We start from the raw sequence: 18,740 nt of genomic DNA, 5'->3' as shown, positions 1-18,740 counted from the left end.
GCTCACTCCTACATTTGGAATGCGTTCCCCTGTAGGAGTGAGCCTGCTCGCGATGCTTTTAGCGGCGAAACGCGGAGCCGGTGTGTTGCTCGGGCAATTGCGCCGCACCGTGAAACAGCTTCTCGCGCAGGCTGCCGGTGTCGTACGCGGTCTTGTACGACCCACGCCGCTGCAACTCGGGAATCACCAGCTCAATGAAATCGACATAGCTTTCCGGCGTAACAATCCGCGTCAAATTGAACCCATCAAGACCGGTCTCGGCGATCCATGACTCCAGCTCATCCGCGACTTGCTCAGGTGAGCCAACAACGGTGATGTAGCGGCCACCGAGGGCGTGCTGGTCAAGCAATTTGCGTCGGGTCCAGTCGTTGTTTTGCAGGTTCTTGGTCGCCGACTGAATGGCGTTGCTCTTCACGTACTGGATCGGTTCGTCGATCTCGTACTGGGAAAAATCGATGCCGGTGGAGGCGGAAAAATGCGCCACACCGGCCTCGGCGCTGGCGTAACTCAGGTACTCGGCGTGCTTGGCCCACGCGGCTTCTTCCGTCGCGCCGACAATCACGTTGAGGCCCATGAACACCTTGATGTCCTCAGGATTACGCCCGGCCGCCACGGCACTGGCGCGGACCTTGTCGACTTGAACCTTGGTCGACGGTTTGTTCTGGCCGCTGATGAACACACACTCGGCATGACGACCGGCGAACAGCAAACCGCGATCGGAGCTGCCGGCCTGAAACAGCACCGGCGTGCGCTGTGGCGAAGGCTCGCAGAGGTGATAACCCTCGACCTGATAGAACTCGCCTTTGTGCTCGACCTTGTGGACCTTTTCCGGTTGGGCGTAGATGCGCTGCTCGCGGTCATTGAGCACCGCGCCGTTTTCCCAACTGCCTTCCCAGAGTTTGTAGAGCACTTCCAGGTATTCGTCGGCCTGATCGTAGCGACGGTCATGCTCGACTTGTTCGCGCAGGCCCATGGCTTTGGCGGCGCTGTCGAGGTAACCAGTGACGATGTTCCAGCCGACGCGACCACGGCTCAGATGATCGAGCGTCGACATGCGCCGGGCGAACAGATACGGCGGCTCATAAGTGAGATTCGCGGTTAGACCGAAACCAAGATTTTTGGTCACGGCAGCCATCGCTGAAACCAGCAGCAGCGGATCGTTGACCGGCAACTGGATCGACTCTTTCAGCGGGACATCGACCGAGTTCTGATAGACGTCGTACACACCAACGATGTCGGCGATGAACAAGCCGTCGAACAGCCCGCGCTCCAGCAATTGCGCCAGTTCCGTCCAGTATTCGATGGTGTTGTAGCGCGTCGAGGTGTCACGCGGATGCGTCCACAGGCCATGGTTGATGTGGCCGATGCAGTTCATGTTGAACGCATTGAGCAAGATTTTTTTCTTCGCCATCAGATGGTCCCCCGCAGTGGCGGGTTTTCATCATTGAGGTAGTAATTGCCCACCGCGTGATACTTCCAGCGCACCGGGTCGTGCAGGGTGTGCACGCGCGCGTTGCGCCAGTGACGGTCGAGGCCATGTTCGATCAGCGTGGCCTGGCTGCCAGCCAATTCGAACAGCGTGCTGCCGGCGGCCAAAGAGATTTCAGTGCTGATCGCACGTGCTTCGGCGACGGCAATCGAAGCGGCGGCGACGGTTTCTGCGGTGGTCTCGGCTTGCGCCGCGTCGAGGAATTCGCCGGCGCGTTCCAGCAAGGCTTCCGTGGCGTGCAGACGAATGCTCAAGTGGCCGAAGCTCTTCAACGTCAGCGGATCTTCGGTGGCTTTGTCGTTGCCGGAATCGATCCACGGGCGCGTCTTGCTGCGCACAAAGTGCAGGGCATCTTCGTAGGCGGCGCGGGCGATGCCGGTGTCGATGGCGGCGTGAAGTATCTGCGCCAACGGGCCGACAGTGGTCGGGCGTTCGAAAGCGCTTTGAAACGGCAAAACGTCTTCGGTGGCTACATACACGTCTTCGAACACTACGGAGCCGCTGCCGGTGGTGCGCTGACCGAAGCCGCTCCAGTCGTCGATCACTGTCAGGCCTTTGCTGTCACGCGGGACGAAGGCCAGTTGCTGCACGCCGTTTTCATCGACAACCGAAGTCGGAATGCGCTGCGCGTAGATCGCACCGGTTGAATAAAACTTGCGGCCGTTGATGCGATAGCCGTCACCGTTGCGTTTGAGACTGGTGACGCGGTCGTGGGCGGTTTTTGTGCCCAATTCCGCCAGGGCATTGCCGAAGCGCTGGCCTGCAAGCACTTCGGCATACAGCCGTTGTTTTTGCGTGTGGCTGCCGTTTACGCGCAGCACTTCCAATGCATAAAAATGGTTTTGCGGAATCTGCCCGAGCGAGCCGTCAGCCTGAGCGATCAGGGCGATGACTTTGGCCAGGGTGACGTTGGACACGCCAGCGCCGCCGTATTCCTTGGGCACGCTGATGCCCCATAGGCCGGAGCGGGAAAATACATCGAGTTCCGGCAGTGGCAAGCGACGTTCACGGTCGCGCAGGGCGCTGTCGCGTTTGAAATCTTCGGCCAGATCGCTGGCGACGATCAGCGCTTGCTCATCGCTGGTGATGACCGCGACGTGATGGGAAAAAGTCATAGGTTTCTCCAGAGGTCTGGTCGTTAAATCCAGGAGTGACGAGCCGGTAAAGTGCCGTTGAGGCGATAGGCGCCGACCGCGTGATACTTCCAGCGCACCGGGTCGTGCAGGGTATGGACCCGGGCATTGCGCCAGTGACGGTCGAGGTTGAATTCGGCGAGGGTCGCGCGGCTGCCGGCCAGTTCGAAAAGCTTTTCGCTGGCCAGCAGCGAGATCTCGGTGGTCAGCACTTTCGCCTCGGCCACGGCAATGGATGCGCGAGCGGCGGACTCGGCGGTGAGCGGCGCGGCGTGCACTTGATCGAGCACCTTGCCGGCCTTGCGCAACAGTGCTTCGGCGGCGTGCAGTTCGATTTTCAGTTTGCCGATGTCAGCGATCACATAGAGGTCATCGCTGGCGCGATCAACCTTGGCGTCGATCCATGGCCGTGCGCGGGTTTTGACGAACTCGATGGCGTCGTCAATGGCGCCACGGGCGATGCCGGCGTCGATCGCGGCTTGAATCAGCTGCGACACCGCGCCTTGGGTGTTCGGGGTTTCGTTGATCTTCCAGTTGTCGACCACCAGGCTCGACTCGACGCGCACGTTGTTCAGCAGAATCGTGCCGCTGGCGGTGGTGCGCTGACCGAAGCCCGACCAGTCATCAACAATGCGCAAACCCGGCGTGCCGCGACGGACGAAGGCCAGCACTTGTTTGCCGTCATCGTTGAGTGCCTTGACCGCGACCCAGTGCGCGAACAGCGCACCGGTGGAATAAAATTTCTGGCCGTTGATCACGTAATCGTCGCCGTCGGCGGTGATCCGCGCTTTCAGTTCCAGGGTGTTTTTGGTGCCGCGTTCCGGGCCGGCATTGCCGATGCGCCAGCCTTCCAGAACACTTTGGAACAGCTGCTTTTTCTGCTCCTCGGTGGCGCTACCGAGCACCAGATTGATGATGCCGAACTGGTTCTGCGGGATCTGCCCCAGCGCCGGGTCGGCGGCGGAAATGATCGCGAACACTTCGGCCAAAGTGACAAAGGAAACCTGCGGGCCACCGTATTCGCGCGGGATGGCGATGCTGCCTAATCCGCTGCGGGTGAACTGCTCGATTTCCGACCACGGCAACTTGCGCTGGCGATCGCGTTTGGCGGCCTGCACGCGGGCGACTTGCGCCAGCTCATGGGCAGCCTTGATGGCTTGGGCGTCGTTGCGCAAGACCTGCGCGGGCAACAACAGTGGGGCGATGTCCAGATCCGACTGGACGTTTGCGTCTGCCAGACTGGACATCAGTGCCGCTCCTTGGCTGCACGCAATGCCCTGGCGATCTGCACTGGGGTGATTGTGTTCCGGACCATACTACCTACCTCACATCTCATGAAAAACGCCGCAAGAGTGCGGCGAACGAAAGAATGTCCGGTGGTCCGGTTCATATACCCTAAGCGTGTATAAATATTAAATAAACTAACTTTTAGGAATATGTATAGAAGGGGTGATGGTCGGGCTGGTTAAGAATTTTCAGGAGAGGGGGCTGAGCCCCCGCCACCACCAAAGCGCATCAGACTTTGCGCGATTCGGCCGCCTTGAGATCCTGCCTCAGAGGGACTTTCAGATAAGGATTTACACAGCCGATCTTCAAGGTGCGGGGCGGTGCCCAACGCGAGTTATTGCCGACTCGGTCTATGACGCAATAAGTCACGTCCAGCCGCAGATCCTCACCCGCTTCGACAATCACCGCTGGCGGTACCCAGACCTGAATCGGCAAGCCGATATCCGCGACAGTGATCGGCGCCAGATCCATGCGTACGTCGCCCCAGCGCAAGGTGATGGCGTCGTCCTCAGCCATGTTCAGGTACGGCTCGATGGTCAGCGGCACGCCGCGTTTGATCTGGTTCGGATTCACGCCCTGGCGGCGAATCGCGTCGGGAATGGTCACGGGGGCCAATTGCTGGTTTTCATCTGCGCTCAGCGTCGAGGGTTGCCCTCCGGGGCAGTCCAGTTTGACCTGCACGCGCGTCGCTGCCGACAGCGCCGGACCCTGACCGACCTGCATCACCCGGTAGTGAATGCGCGCGGTGCCGCTGGCGATGAAACTCTCCGGCACCCGCAGGCGTACCGCTGTGCCGACGTCATCGGCCGTCAGCACCCTGGAGGCGACATAGCATTTGTTCCAGAACAGCTCGATGAGGTCTCCGCTGTCCATATCGGGGTAGGGCGAGACCTCGACCAGAAAATGTGCGGCGGCGCTCAGATTGATGCCGGTTTTTTGCGCAGGCGCCAGGATCGGCGCTGCCAGTTCGGGGGTATGCGAAGTGCGGGTCATCGATTTCTCTCCTTGAAGCCTTGCAGCGAAGTCCGTTTCTGGAAGAACAAAAGACATGAATAAACTGGCAATAAAGCTTTGAACTTTTATTCAAGTTGGATACGGGTTGGTTGAACTAAGTGGTGCCGGTTGTCGACTAGATAAGAGTGCGCGGGATAAGCTGTCAATAGACGATATTAGTTAATTCATGAATTACGAATTAATCAGAAGTTTCCTACGTCGCTATGACCTCTTGCCTAGACCTATAAGTGAAATAAGCCACGGTGCCTCGGGCTTTTTGCCGGTTTTTGCGCAAGGTTTATTCGAGCACGGACAGGTCAGTCGGAGAGGAAGGCAGGCGGGTATTATCTGTTGCAGAACATATATATGTAGCGCTTCTGATAAGTTTTGTTCAGGTAGGGTGTTGGTTGATGCTGAAGTTGTATAGGGATAACTTCCATCCGTGGAAGTTTTCGATGGTGCAATGAAAGTTCTCAGGCGTGATTCAGAAACTTGCTGAGAAACTGTTTAGTGCGTTCTTCTTTCGGATTGGCAAACAATGCCTTGGCGTCGCCTTGTTCGACGATCACACCTTTGTCAAAGAACACTACACGGTTGGCCACATCGCGAGCAAAACCCATTTCGTGAGTGACAATCACCATGGTGCGTTTCTCTTCCGCCAGGCCTCGAATGGTCGCCAGCACTTCACCGACCAGTTCCGGATCGAGAGCCGAAGTCGGCTCGTCGAACAGGATCACTTCCGGTTCCATCGCCAGCGCTCGGGCAATCGCTACGCGCTGTTGCTGACCTCCGGACAGGCGACGCGGATAGGCGTCCTCCTTACCGGCAAGACCGACCTTGGCCAGCAGCTTCTTGCCCAGGCCAACAGCCTCGTCGCGCGGCATCTTCTTGACCACGATCGGGCCTTCGATGACGTTCTCCAAAGCGGTGCGATGGGGGAACAGGTTGAAGTTCTGAAACACGAAACCCACGTGCTGGCGCAGATTGCGCACCAAGCTTTGCTGCTGGTTCAGCGGGCGGCTGGTATCGATTTCGATATCGCCGACCTTGATCCGGCCGCTGGTGGGTTGTTCAAGGAAATTCAGGCAACGCAGGAACGTCGTTTTCCCCGAGCCGCTGGGGCCGATGATCGCGACCACCTCGCCTTCCTTGACCTCGAGGTCGATGCCGTTGAGCACGACTTGACCCTTGAATTGCTTGGTCAGTTTTTCCACGACAATCATCGGGTCAGGACTCCTGGTCATGCCGATTGACCCGCTCTTCCAACTTGTTCTGGAAGTGCGAAAGCACTGTGGCCAGAATCCAGTAGATCAGCGCGGCGGCAAGATACATGGTGAAGACTTCGAAAGTCCGGGCGGTAATCAACTGCGCCTGACGGAACAGTTCCGGTACTTGAATGGTGGCTGCCAGAGCGGTGTCTTTGACCAGTGAAATGAAGCTGTTGCCCAGCGGCGGCAACGCCGTGCGCATTGCTTGCGGCAGGATGGCCCGGCGCAGGGTTTGCGCGCGGGTCATGCCGATGCTCGCAGCCGCTTCCCACTGACCGCGCTCGATCGAGCCGATCGCGGCGCGGAGGATTTCACAGGCGTAAGCAGCCATGTTCAGCGAGAAGCCGATCAGCGCCGCTGGCAGCGGATCCAGTTCGAGACCCAATTGCGGCAAGCCGTAATAGATCACGAACAGTTGCACCAGCAGCGGCGTGCCGCGAAAGAACGACACGTAGATGCGTGCCAGCCAACTGACCGATTTGAAACGCGACAGGCGCATCAATGCCAGGCCGAAGCCCAGCAGCAGGCCGAAGAACATGCCGCCGAGGCTGAGGACTACCGTGTAATACGCGCCCTTGAGCAGGAAGGGCGCGGAGTCCAGTGCGAGTTGGAAAGCTTCTTCCATTATTGAGTGACGTCAGCGTTGAAGTACTTCTCGGACAGCTTCTTCAGCGTGCCGTCGGCACGCAGTTCGTCGAGGGCCTTGTTCACGGCTGCCAGCAGTTCAGGCTCGCCTTTGCGCAGGGCGATACCGGCTTCCTGACGGGAGAAGGCTTCACCGGCGGCAACGGTTTTCGGGGCTTTCTTGGCGTATTCCAGGGCGGCCAGACGGTCGATCAGAATGGCGTCGGTGCGGCCGTTGTTCAGGTCGGCGAACTTGGTCGGATCATCGTCGTAGGTGCGCACGTCGGCACCCGGCACGTTGGCGCGGACCCATTGTTCGTAGTTGGTGCCCAGGCCTACGCCGACTTTCTTGCCGGACAGGTCAGCGGCAGTCTTGATGTTCAGCGCGGCTTCCTTGCTCTTCAGCACCAGTGCCTGAATCCCGGAAACGGTGTACGGCTCGGAGAAGTCATACTTCTTCTTGCGCTCGTCGGAGATGGTCACCTGGTTGACTACAACGTCCAGACGCTTGGATTCCAGCGCGGCGAGGATACCGTCCCACTTGGTTGGCTGAACCTTGGCTTTGACGCCGAGTTTTTGTGCCAGGGCTTCGGAAAGCTCGACTTCGAAACCGGACAGTTTGCCGTCGGCATCGACGAAGCTGAACGGTGGATAAGTGCCTTCCAGGCCGACGTTGATAACGCCTTTGTCCTTGATCTGTTGCAGCTGCTCACCGGCCACTGCCTGGCCGATCAGACCGGCGCTCAGCGCCAGGCCCAGCGAACCCACCAGCAGATTGCGACGTAGTGCGGAAAAATTCATGACAAGCCCCTGTGTTTTCTTATGGAAGACGCTTAAGGAAAGTTGGCGAATTGGTGATTTCGACGACAGCGCTATCCTGCCTTAAAGCAGCTTATGCGTCTCTCGCGAAATTCGCCTGCGGCGAGACTATAGGATGTCTTCGTTAGACTTGAAAATACTAAATTTTTGATCTGTTAGTTCTTTTTGGAATATTTATCGTTCCCACGCTCTGCGCAGGAATGCCTTTAGGGACGCTCCGCGTTCCAGCTCTCGAAGGGACGCGGAGCGTCCCGGGCTGCATTCCCACGCAGAGCGTGGGAACGATCAGTCAGAGCAAATCCTTGTAGGCAAACAACGCTGGTGCGCCACCAGTGTGCAGGAAGATGATCGGGCCTTCATTGAAGCGCTGACGGCCGATACCATCGAGTAACCCAGCCATGGCCTTGCCGGTGTACACCGGATCCAGCAACAGCGCTTCCTGACTCGCCAGCAACTTCAGCGCCGCCAGCGTCCCGGCATTCGGCTCGCCATAACGCGGGCCGAAGTATTCATCCCACAACTCGACCTTGAAACTGGCCGGCAGTTCGACGCCGAGCAGGTCCGCCGTACGCTCGGCAAGGCCCTGAACCTTCGGCCGCTGGTCTTCTTCACTGCGCGAAACGGTCACGCCAATCACCGGCAATTGCGGCAACACTTCGCTCAACGCCAATGCCAGACCGCTGTGCGTTCCGGCACTGCCCGAGGCCAACACTACAGCGGCGAAATTCAGGCCGGTGTCCTTGATCTGCTCGGCCAGCTCCAGACCGGCGCGCACATAACCCAACGCACCGAGCGCATTGGAGCCACCGATCGGCACCAGATACGGCTTCTTGCCGTTGCTGCGCAGGCGTGTGGCGAGGGCGGCCAATTGGTCGTCGGCGTTGTCGAGGTTGTCGACCAGCTCGACCTTGGTGTCGAACAGATCCAGCAGCAGGCGGTTGCCGTTGCCGGTGTAGTTGCTGTCGTCAGTGCCCAGCGGATTTTCCAGCAGCGCCACGCAACCCAGGCCCAATTTGGCGGCCAGTGCGGCGGTCTGGCGGACGTGGTTCGATTGCAAGGCGCCGGCGGTGATCAGCGTGTCGGCGCCTTGCGCGAGGGCGTCGGCAGCGAGGTATTCGAGTTTGCGCAGTTTGTTGCCGCCCATGGCCAGCGGCGTCAGGTCATCGCGTTTGATGTAAACCTCGCGGCCGAGCCATGCGGACAGGCGTTCGAGTTTTTCCAGTGGCGTCGGGTGGCCGAGCAGGTCGAGACGGTTAAAGCGGTCCAGCTGTTGTTTGATCATGAGTCCGTACTGGCGGAGGAAGATGAAAGGACTATAGGCACGCGCTTTTACAGGGGCAACCGCCAATCGCTTATAGCCAAATGAACTAAGGCCAGCACTATCGGTTCTTAATTCGCTCTCCTGACCTTGCCGTAAAGTAGTCGCCGTTGACGCGGCCAGACAGTCCGGCCGCCCGTGAGGAGTCTTTACCGTGAGCGAGCGTTCCAGCCATTGGCAATTGCAGACCATCGTCAGTCAACTGCGCAGCGCGCGGGATCAGTGGCGGGCACAGAACGGCCGGGCGTCCGGCGAGCAGGGTGGTCGCGAGTTGCCGTCGCGGGCGGCGATGGCGGAAATTCTTGAAGCGTTGTGCGGCGCGCTGTTCCCGATGCGTCTGGGGCCGGTGGATTTGCGTGAAGAGAGTGAAGACTTTTACGTTGGTCATACTCTTGATGTCGCACTGAATGCTTTGTTGGCGCAGACCCGTCTGGAGTTGCGTTACGTCGCCCGCCACAGCGCTTCGGCTGACACTGAAGTCGAGGCCCGCGCGATCCAGATCGTGCAGGATTTTGCCCTCGCGTTGCCGGGCCTGCGCACGCTGCTCGACACCGATGTGCTGGCCGCTTATCACGGTGACCCGGCGGCCCGCAGTGTTGATGAAGTGCTGTTGTGCTATCCGGGGATTCTGGCGGTGATTCACCATCGTCTGGCGCACCATTTGTATCGCGCGGGGCTGCCGTTGTTGGCGCGGATCAGCGCGGAAATCGCTCATTCGGCGACCGGTATCGATATCCATCCGGGTGCGCAGATCGGCCGTAGCTTCTTTATCGATCACGGCACGGGCGTGGTGATCGGTGAGACGGCGATCATTGGTGAGCGCGTGCGGATTTATCAGGCCGTTACCTTGGGCGCCAAGCGCTTCCCGGCGGATGAGGACGGGCAGTTGCAGAAAGGTCATCCGCGTCATCCGATCGTTGAAGATGACGTGGTGATTTATGCCGGGGCGACGATTCTCGGGCGGATCACCATTGGCAAGGGTTCGACCATTGGCGGCAATGTGTGGCTGACGCGCAGCGTGCCGGCGGGGTGCAATTTGACCCAGGCGAATCTGCAGCATGATGACGGGACGCAGAAGTAGGGGCAAAGCAAACCCTCACCCCAGCCCTCTCCCAGAGGGAGAGGGGGCCGACCGAGGTGTCTTGCGTCATACATCGACCTGAAGCACCGAGTCGATTCTGGATTCGGTACAGATGCATCACGTCGGCGTATCTCTCAAATATTCCCCAATCAGCCCCTCTCACTTTGGGAGAGGCAGCCGACCGAAGTGTCTTGCGTCATACATCGACCTGAAACACCGAGTTGATGATGGATTCGGTACAGCAGGATCATGTCGGCGTATCTCCCCAATATCCCCCAATCAGTCCCCTCTCCCTCCGGGAGAGGGCTAGGGTGAGGGCTATTGAACGAATACCCTTAAACCCACGTCATACCCATCCTTGAGCTAGCGTAGGAAAACTACCGCCTAGCCGTACGATTAGTCCTTACCACCCCATCCATGTTTAACTTGAACGTTCATTCAAGTTAAACCGGTGGTTCGCTGCCCGCTCACAACAGGAGGCTTGCCTTTGCTGAGTCCGATCATTTCAGCCACGTTTCAACCCCTCGAGGTGCACGTTTCATGAGTGCATCGTCCACCCCCGCCAGCGGTCTGGTACGCATGAATCCGCCGGTGTTCTACTTCGCCGCGACGGTCATTCTGCTGTTTGGTCTCGTTGTCATCGCCATGCCTGAGCAGGCCGGTGCCTGGCTGCTGGAAGCGCAAAACTGGGCGGCCAATACGGTCGGCTGGTATTACATGCTCGCGATGACCCTGTATCTGGTCTTCGTGGTGGTCACCGCCTTATCTGGCTACGGCAAGATAAAACTCGGTGCCGACCACGACGAGCCCGAATTCAGTTATCTGTCCTGGGCCGGCATGCTGTTCGCCGCCGGGATCAGCATCACGCTGTTTTTCTTCTGCGTCTCTGAGCCGCTGACCCACATGCTGCAGCCGCCGCAAGGCGAGGCGGGCACGGCGGATGCTGCGCGTCAGGCGATGCAGATTCTGTTTCTGCACTGGGGCCTGCATGGTTGGGGCGTGTTCGCCTTCGTCGGCATGGCGCTGGCGTATTTTGCCTACCGTCACAATCTGCCACTGGCCCTGCGCTCGGCGCTGTACCCGCTGATCGGCAAACGCATCAACGGCCCGATCGGTTACGCGGTGGACGGCTTCGGCATCATCGCCACGGTGTTCGGTCTGGGTGCCGACATGGGCTTTGGGGTGCTGCACCTCAACTCCGGTCTCGACTACCTGTTCGGCATCGCGCACACCCAGTGGATTCAGGTCGGCCTGATCACGCTGATGATGGGCGCGGCGATCATCGTTGCGGTTTCCGGCGTCGATAAAGGCGTGCGCGTGATGTCCGACATCAACATGCTGCTGGCCTGTGCGCTGCTGCTGTTCGTGTTGTTCGCCGGTCCCACCCAGCACCTGCTCAACACCCTGATCCAGAACTTGGGCGACTACCTCGGCGCCTTGCCGATGAAGAGTTTCGACCTCTACGCCTACGACAAACCGAGCGATTGGCTCGGCGGCTGGACAGTGTTCTACTGGGCCTGGTGGATCGCATGGTCGCCGTTTGTGGGCCTGTTCATCGCACGGATTTCCCGTGGCCGGACCATCCGTGAATTCGTCTTCGGCGTGCTGTTGATTCCGCTCGGTTTCACCCTCGCGTGGATGTCGATCTTCGGCAACAGTGCAATCGATCAGGTCCTCAACCACGGCATGAGCGCACTGGGCATGTCGGCCCTCGACAACCCGTCGATGAGTATTTACCTGCTGCTGGAAACTTATCCGTGGAGCAAAACCGTCATTGCCGTGACGGTGTTTATCAGCTTCGTGTTCTTCGTCACCTCTGCCGACTCCGGCACCGTGGTGCTCTCGACCCTGTCGGCCAAGGGCGGTAGCCCGGACGAAGACGGGCCGAAATGGCTGCGGGTGTTCTGGGGCGCGATGACCGCGCTGATCACCAGTGCGCTGCTGTTCTCCGGCAGCATCGATGCATTGAAGTCAGCGGTAGTGCTGACCTCGTTGCCGTTCTCGTTGATCTTGCTGCTGATGATGTGGGGCCTGCACAAGGCGTTCTATCTGGAGTCGCAGAAGCAGATCGCGCAGTTGCATTCGCTGGCACCGGTCTCTGGTTCACGGCGCGGCACCGGTGGCTGGCGTCAGCGTCTGAGCCAGGCTGTGCACTTCCCGTCGCGGGACGAGGTGTACCGCTTCATGGACACCACGGTGCGCCCGGCGATTGAAGAAGTGACGGCGGTGTTTGTCGAGAAAGGCCTGAACGTGGTCACCCAGCCGGATCCGGCGAATGACAGCGTCAGCCTCGAAATCGGCCATGGTGATGCGCATCCGTTCATCTATCAGGTGCAGATGCGCGGCTACTTCACGCCGTCGTTCGCGCGTGGCGGCATGGGTTCCAAGCAGCTCAACAATCGTCGCTACTACCGCGCCGAAGTGCACTTGAGCGAGGGCAGTCAGGACTACGATCTGGTCGGCTACACCAAAGAGCAGATCATCAACGACATCCTCGACCAGTACGAACGCCACATGCAGTTCCTGCATTTGGTACGTTGATCGGCGGCTGAGCGCCGGGACGTTTTACGACTCGGCGCTCAGCACCATGAACAACACCATCGCCGCCACCGGCACGCCGAACACTGCACTGCCAATGGCTATTTCCGATCCCACGGACTGGCCGGCATGCACCACCCCCACCGCACCATTGATCACCGTCAACGCCAGCCACAGGGCGGCGAAGCCGTAGGCCATGGTCTGGCGGCTAAAGCCGATGCGCTCGCCGATGTAGAGCATCAGGGCGAGCAGGATCAGGCCGAAGAAAATGATGATGGCGGTGTGCATAGGTGTGCCTGCGGGATATGCGCTGCTTGATCGGCCGCCATCGCGGGCAAGCCCGCTCCCACAGGTTTTGGGATTGGACACAAAGTTTGTGAACGACGCAAAACCCTGTGGGAGCGGGCTTGCCCGCGAAGGGGCCACCTCGGTGTCATTTAGAGCATAGCCAATCCCGCCCCCGCCACTGCACGCCCTACTTCTCAACTGGACACATTTTGCGACTCCTGCACAGAGTTTGGCCGGCGACGTTTTTTTCTTGCTGGCCCGCGCCTGCCGTTGATCTATCCCATCACCGAGAATTTGTTCAGTAAGCTAGTATTTATCCAAGTGTGTATCGTGTGTATAGAAAGCAACTGCTTCACCTAGAGTAAACAGCTCTAGCGTTCGAACAGGGCAAAGGAAATGCGCAGTCGGGAAATGATCAGGATGATCGAAGACGATGGTTGGTATCTCGTGGCGGTGAAAGGCAGCCACCACCAATACAAGCATCCGCACAAGCCAGGAAGGGTGACGATCAAGCACCCTGATTCGGATCTGCCCAAGGGCACGATCAACAGCATTTTGAAACAGGCGGGCTTGAAATGAGGCCCGTTATTGGAAACGAAGGCCGTTTTATGGGCCTGTCAGAGGAAGGACTCACTCATATGAAATTCCCGGTCGTTCTGCACAAGGATGCCGACTCAGACTACGGAGTGATCGTCCCGGATGTCCCGGGTTGTTTCTCCGCAGGCACTACGGTCGCTGAGGCGTTTGAAAATACTCAGGAGGCATTGGCGCTTCACTATGAGGGGTTGGTCGCCGACAGCGCGCCGTTACCGCAAGTGCGGGACATTGATGCTCATCTCGATAACCCGGATTACGCGGGAGGGATCTGGGGCGTGGTCGATTTTGATATCACCCCGTATTTCGGCAAGTCAGTGCGTTTTAACGCCACGCTGCCGGAGCAGTTGCTTGAGCGTATTGACCAGACAGTCCGCCGTGACCAGCGCTATCGATCCCGTTCCGGATTTCTCGCGGCGGCCGCCTTGCGCGAACTGTCGGTATAGCGAAGTCAGGTGCTTTCCCGTTCGATGACTTGGCACTGCAGCAGGTTCAGCCGCTGCACCTCGTCGCTCGGCAACACGCCAAGGCTTTCCAGCACGCGTGTTGCGGCGAGCACGCCGATCTCGAGTGCCGGTGGTTTGATGGTGCTCAGGCTGGGCAGCAGCATCTCGGCGAACGGGTAATCGCCGAAGCCGAGAACGGCGCAGTCTTCGGGGATTTTCAAACCCGCGCGTTGCCCGGCGAGCAGACCGCCGGCGGCGAGGTTGTCGTTGGCGAAGATGATCGCGTCGGGGCGCGGTGTGGTATTCATCAGGGCATCCATCGCCTGTTTGCCGGCCTCGAACGGTGCTCGATCAGCGTCAGGGGCATAGACCCAAGGATCCAGGCCGGATTCGCGCAAGGTCGCCGCGTAACCGTCGCGGCGCTCCAGTGCGCTGAAGTCCCCCGGCGCGCTGTTCTGCACGAAGGCGATACGTCGGTAGCCTTTTCCCAGCAGATGTTTTGCCGCCGTCACGCCCACTTCAAAATGCGAAAAACCGATCTGCATCGGCTCACGATCCGGCTGGTAATCCCAGGTCTCAATCACTGGAATATCCGCCTCGGCGATCATCTTTTCCGTACCCGCACTGTGGAAGTGACTGGTCAGCACCAGCGCCGCCGGCGACCAGCCAAGAAACGCGCGCACGGCGTTTTCTTCCTGATCGGTGCTGAAGTAACTCGACGCCAGCAACAGCTGATAACCGTGACGGCTGAGCGTGTCGCTGAAGCCTTGAATGGTATTGGCGAAGATCGGCCCGGAGATGTTCGGGATCACCATGCCGACGATTTTCCCCCGTGCCGAGGCCAGCCCGCCGGCCACCAGATTCGGTACGTAACCCAACTCCGCCACCACCGCCGCAATCCGTTCGCGGCGTTCGGGTGAAACTTGCTCGGGCTGATTGAAATAGCGCGACACGGTAATCGCCGAAACCCCGGCCTCACGTGCCACGGCATTCAGGGTCACGCGTCCGGCGCCACGACGCTTGCGGGGTTTTTCTTCGCTCAAGGCTCGATCCTTCTTAAAAACCAAATCGCATATAAAAGTAATTTTTCAGTATTGGACGCTCTATGTGCGGCTTGCCAATACTGTCGATGGTAGCGCTAACAAAGCGCGCTGTCTGCTACTCGCTCGAGCGAATGCCCAAGACACCGATTCAGGCGCTGTCGTCGCAGAACGGCAGCGGTTAAGGGCCAATTTCGAGCGGGCAAACATGCACAACATTCCTGGGGCGACACACAAACTGACGCAATCGATCCGTGCGGCGGGCTGGTTATTCACGGGGTTGGCGGCGCTGCCGTTGCCCAACGCATTCGCTGCCGAGAGCAGTGATCAGGAGCCGACACTCAAATCGGTGACCGTCACTGCCACGCGCCGCGAAGAGTCGCTGCAAAAAGTGCCGGTGGCGGTGTCTGTCATCGATGGCGAACAGCTTGAGCGCGACAACCGCAACGGCGTGGCCAGTATCGTCCAGCAAGTGCCGTCGCTGAATTTCCGTACCGGCGCGTCGAACAAGGACACCTCGTTGTTCGTGCGCGGCGTCGGCACGATTTCCACCTCGCCGGGCGTCGAACCGACCGTCGCGACGGTGATCGACGGCGTGGTGTATGCGCGGCCGGGTCAGTCCACGCTCGATCTGCTGGATCTGGAACGCGTCGAAGTATTGCGCGGCCCGCAAGGCACGTTGTTTGGCAAAAACGCCTCGGCCGGCGTGCTCAACATCACCAGCAAGGCACCCACCGCCGAGACCCACGGTTACATCGATCAGTCGTACTACAGCGGCAACGAAAGCCGCACCCGTTTTGGTATCGGCGGCAGCCTGATTCCGGACACGCTGAAGGGCTCGATCAGCACGCTGTTTGGCACCTACGACGGTAACGTCGACAACCAGCACAACGGCCAAGAGGTCAACGGTTACAACCATCGCGGCGTGCGCGGCAAACTCGAATTCACCCCGAATGACGACGTCACTTTCACCCTGATTGCCGACTACATGCAGTCCCACGACGACGGCCCCAATGGTGTGGTCAGCAAGTCGTTGACCCCGGCCTTCGCCAATGCGCTGAGTCCGGTCAATGCAAGCAGCCACAACCGCGACATCAACACCGACACCCGCTCACACGTTGAGGACATCAACAAAGGCCTGTCCGGCCAACTCGACTGGCAACTGGGCGATTACACCCTGACGTCGATTACCGCGTGGCGTGGTTGGGACAATACTCAGTATCAGGATGGCGACCGTCTCGGCACCGTGACCGCAGCGTTTCCCGGCACGGCGGACAAGGGTGATCTGGCCTTCGATCAATACTCGCAAGAACTGCGTCTGGCTTCGCCGAAGGGTGAATTCCTCGAGTACGTCGGCGGCCTGTTCTACATGCACGGCAAGGACGACGAGACCTATCAGCGCACGCTGACCACCACCACGCGCACCGACCGTGGCGTTGCCGATTACAGCACCACCAGCGACAGTTACGCCGTGTTTGGCGAGAGCACGCTGAACTTCACGTCCGACTTTCGCGGCATCGCCGGCCTGCGCTACACCCACGATGATCTCGAATACGATCACCGCCGCGTTTCCACTTCAGCGACCACGGTCAGCGGCATCCAACCGGCCACCAGCAGTTCAGGTTCGGTGGACGAAGACGGCTGGTCCGGTCGCCTCGGCGTGCAGTACGACCTGAGTGATACGGTCACCACTTACCTGACCTACTCGCGCGGCTACAAAGGCCCGGCCTACAACGTGTTCTTCAACATGCAGCCGCGCGACACCGAAGCACTCAAGCCGGAAACTTCCAACACCTGGGAGGCGGGCATCAAAGCCACGTCCTGGAATAATCGCCTGACCACCAACCTCGCGGTGTTCCACAGCGAGTACGACAACTATCAGGCGAACTTCTTTGACACCGTCGCCGGTCAGGTTGTGACGCGTTTGATCAACGCTGGCAGCGTCAGCACCGAAGGTGTCGAGCTCGATTACGCCTTGCAGGCCACCCAGCAATTGAAACTGTCCGGCGCACTCGCCTACACCCGCGCCCGCATCGACGAATTCGCCTGCCCGGCGGGCGCGGCAGCGTCGTGCAACGTCAACGGCAAACCGCTGCCGTTCAGCCCGGACTGGAAAAGCTACGTGCGCGCCGACTACAGCATCCCGCTGGATAACGGTCTGGATATCGAACTGGGCACCGATTACAGCTGGCAGAGCGAAGTGCAGTACGACATCAGCCAGAACCCCGACACCAAGCAGGGCGCCTACGGTCTGTGGAACGCCAGTGTCGCGCTGGCCGATTACAGCAATGGCTGGCGCGTGGCGCTGCTGGGCAAGAACCTCACCGACAAGTCTTATTCGCCATTGCTCGCCAGCGGCGGCAACTACATCTACCGCGCCGTGCCACGGGATGACGAGCGTTACTTCGGCGTGCAACTGCGCAAGGATTTCTGAGATGAGCAGACAGTTGAAACTCGGCGCGTTCCTCATGGCCACCGGGCACCACGTGGCGGCGTGGCGTCATCCGGATGTGCCGGCCAGTGCGGGTTTGGATTTCGCCCATTACAAACGGCTGGCGCAGATTGCCGAGGCGGCGAAGTTCGATGCATTGTTTGTTGCTGACAGTGTTGCCGCGCCGACCCAGGACATCGCCAGTCGCATGGCACGCTCCGATCACTTTGAACCGCTGACCTTACTCTCGGCGTTGAGTGCGGTGACCGAGCACATCGGTCTGATCGCCACGGCGACCACCAGTTACAACGAGCCGTATCACGTGGCGCGCAAATTCGCTTCGCTTGATCATCTTTCGGGAGGGCGAGCGGGGTGGAATCTGGTGACCTCGGACAACGCCGCCGAGGCGCTGAATTTCGGTCGTGATGAACACATTGGTCATGCCGAACGCTATAGCCGCGCCCGCGAGTTTCATCAAGTGGTCACCGGGCTTTGGGATAGCTGGGAGGATGATGCGTTTGCGCGCGACAAGGCCAGTGGGGCGTATTACGACCCTGCGAAACTGCACGTGCTGGATCACGTCGGCGAGCACTTCAGGGTAAAAGGCCCGCTGAACGTTGCGCGCTCGCCGCAGGGGCAACCGGTGATTGTTCAGGCCGGCTCTTCGGAAACCGGACGCGAATTGGCAGCACAGACCGCTGAAGTGGTGTTCACCGCGCAGACTTCGTTGGCCGGTGCCCAGGCGTTCTACGCCGACCTCAAAGGACGTTTGCCCAAGTACGGGCGCAGCGCCGATTCGTTGAAAATCATGCCTGGGGTTTTTGTCGTGGTCGGCCGCACCGAAGCCGAAGCGCAGGAAAAATGTGAAACGTTTCAGCAATTAGTCGAACCCGAGGTTGGCGTCGCCTTGCTTGGGCGTATGCTGGGCAACTTCGATTTGTCGAAGTACCCGCTGGACGGGCCGTTGCCCGAGTTGCCGCTGACGGACAGCGGCCAGCAGAGCCGGCAGAAATTGCTCACGGAACTGGCGGGTCGGGAGAACCTGAGCCTTGCCGAACTGGGTCGCAAGATTGCCGGCGGGCGAGGGCATTACAGCTTGGTCGGTACCCCCGAGCAGATCGCTGATCGCTTGCAGGAATGGTTCGAACAGGGCGCGGCTGACGGCTTCAACGTGCTGGTGCCGCACCTGCCGGGCGGGCTCGAAGACTTCGCCAATGGCGTGGTCCCGGAACTGCAACGGCGTGGGTTGTTCAGAACTGAATACGAAGGCCGGACGTTGCGCCAGAACCTTGGTCTCGCTCGACCGAACAATAGATTTTCGTAAAACCCTTCGCGAGCAAGCTCGCTCCCACAGGGAAATGCATTCCAAAGGTGGGAGCGAGCTTGCTCCT

At 59.5% G+C, this 18,740-nt stretch carries 16 protein-coding genes; 6 read left to right on the top strand and 10 right to left on the bottom strand.

From position 1 onward, the window contains the following. Positions 1-58: 58 nt before the first annotated feature. The 8 genes from ACW9IR_RS10595 to ACW9IR_RS10560 all read right to left on the bottom strand — a co-directional run bounded on the left by ACW9IR_RS10595 (position 59) and on the right by ACW9IR_RS10560 (position 8,895). A complete protein-coding gene (locus tag ACW9IR_RS10595; RefSeq protein ID WP_457463089.1) occupies positions 59-1,411 on the bottom strand; it encodes an LLM class flavin-dependent oxidoreductase in 1,353 nt (450 codons plus the stop codon). After that, a complete protein-coding gene (locus tag ACW9IR_RS10590; protein ID WP_457463087.1) occupies positions 1,411-2,604 on the bottom strand; it encodes an SfnB family sulfur acquisition oxidoreductase in 1,194 nt (397 codons plus the stop codon). The genes ACW9IR_RS10595 and ACW9IR_RS10590 overlap by 1 nt, the downstream gene beginning before the upstream one ends. A gap of 23 nt (positions 2,605-2,627) precedes the next feature. Further along, on the bottom strand, positions 2,628-3,869 hold the full coding sequence (locus ACW9IR_RS10585; protein ID WP_007918734.1) for an SfnB family sulfur acquisition oxidoreductase: 1,242 nt from the start codon (positions 3,867-3,869) through the stop codon (positions 2,628-2,630). 268 nt (positions 3,870-4,137) lie between these two features. Beyond that, on the bottom strand, positions 4,138-4,902 hold the full coding sequence (locus tag ACW9IR_RS10580; RefSeq protein WP_102899611.1) for a hypothetical protein: 765 nt from the start codon (positions 4,900-4,902) through the stop codon (positions 4,138-4,140). 473 nt (positions 4,903-5,375) lie between these two features. Beyond that, positions 5,376-6,125 (bottom strand): L-cystine ABC transporter ATP-binding protein TcyN, encoded by a 750-nt coding sequence (tcyN, locus tag ACW9IR_RS10575; protein ID WP_016983649.1) that lies wholly within the window; start codon positions 6,123-6,125, stop codon positions 5,376-5,378. Positions 6,126-6,129: 4 nt separating this feature from the next. Beyond that, positions 6,130-6,795 (bottom strand): cystine ABC transporter permease, encoded by a 666-nt coding sequence (gene tcyL / locus ACW9IR_RS10570; protein WP_007918741.1) that lies wholly within the window; start codon positions 6,793-6,795, stop codon positions 6,130-6,132. Then, positions 6,795-7,595 carry a cystine ABC transporter substrate-binding protein gene (gene tcyJ / locus ACW9IR_RS10565; protein WP_095122237.1) on the bottom strand — a complete coding sequence of 267 codons (801 nt, stop codon included), beginning with the start codon at positions 7,593-7,595 and terminating at the stop codon, positions 6,795-6,797. The genes tcyL and tcyJ overlap by 1 nt, the downstream gene beginning before the upstream one ends. Positions 7,596-7,902: 307 nt before the next feature. Then, positions 7,903-8,895, bottom strand: a complete 993-nt coding sequence (locus tag ACW9IR_RS10560; protein WP_457463084.1) for a D-cysteine desulfhydrase — start codon at positions 8,893-8,895, stop codon at positions 7,903-7,905. A gap of 190 nt (positions 8,896-9,085) precedes the next feature. Here ACW9IR_RS10560 and epsC point away from each other — a divergent pair, with 190 nt between their 5' ends. After that, the gene (gene epsC / locus ACW9IR_RS10555; protein ID WP_102899608.1) at positions 9,086-10,012 is read left to right on the top strand and encodes a serine O-acetyltransferase EpsC; all 927 of its coding nucleotides are present in this window, start codon (positions 9,086-9,088) and stop codon (positions 10,010-10,012) included. Positions 10,013-10,591: 579 nt separating this feature from the next. Next, positions 10,592-12,553, top strand: coding sequence for a choline transporter BetT (betT, locus tag ACW9IR_RS10550; RefSeq protein ID WP_191626939.1), 1,962 nt, complete (start codon positions 10,592-10,594; stop codon positions 12,551-12,553). Positions 12,554-12,577: 24 nt separating this feature from the next. Here the strand turns inward: betT and ACW9IR_RS10545 are convergent, their stop codons facing one another. Then, complete coding sequence (locus tag ACW9IR_RS10545) at positions 12,578-12,838, bottom strand: hypothetical protein (protein WP_095122232.1); 261 nt, start codon at positions 12,836-12,838, stop codon at positions 12,578-12,580. Between the two features lie 396 nt (positions 12,839-13,234). Here ACW9IR_RS10545 and ACW9IR_RS10540 point away from each other — a divergent pair, with 396 nt between their 5' ends. After that, on the top strand, positions 13,235-13,417 hold the full coding sequence (locus ACW9IR_RS10540) for a type II toxin-antitoxin system HicA family toxin (protein ID WP_026000492.1): 183 nt from the start codon (positions 13,235-13,237) through the stop codon (positions 13,415-13,417). A 59-nt stretch (positions 13,418-13,476) separates the two neighbouring features. After that, a complete protein-coding gene (locus ACW9IR_RS10535; protein ID WP_457463081.1) occupies positions 13,477-13,878 on the top strand; it encodes a type II toxin-antitoxin system HicB family antitoxin in 402 nt (133 codons plus the stop codon). A gap of 5 nt (positions 13,879-13,883) precedes the next feature. On the opposite strand, the gene ACW9IR_RS10530 is transcribed toward ACW9IR_RS10535, so the two are convergent. Then, positions 13,884-14,921: a LacI family DNA-binding transcriptional regulator gene (locus ACW9IR_RS10530; RefSeq protein WP_457463079.1), complete on the bottom strand. Its 1,038-nt coding sequence runs from the start codon at positions 14,919-14,921 to the stop codon at positions 13,884-13,886. 205 nt (positions 14,922-15,126) lie between these two features. Here ACW9IR_RS10530 and ACW9IR_RS10525 point away from each other — a divergent pair, with 205 nt between their 5' ends. Further along, complete coding sequence (locus tag ACW9IR_RS10525; RefSeq protein ID WP_457463077.1) at positions 15,127-17,352, top strand: TonB-dependent receptor; 2,226 nt, start codon at positions 15,127-15,129, stop codon at positions 17,350-17,352. A 1-nt stretch (position 17,353) separates the two neighbouring features. Continuing rightward, positions 17,354-18,673: an LLM class flavin-dependent oxidoreductase gene (locus tag ACW9IR_RS10520; protein WP_457463075.1), complete on the top strand. Its 1,320-nt coding sequence runs from the start codon at positions 17,354-17,356 to the stop codon at positions 18,671-18,673. Positions 18,674-18,740 lie beyond the last annotated feature (67 nt).

The sequence above is a fragment of the Pseudomonas sp. SDT291_1_S447 genome (genome assembly GCF_054070155.1).
This window is presented reverse-complemented; position numbering and strand designations above follow the sequence as displayed.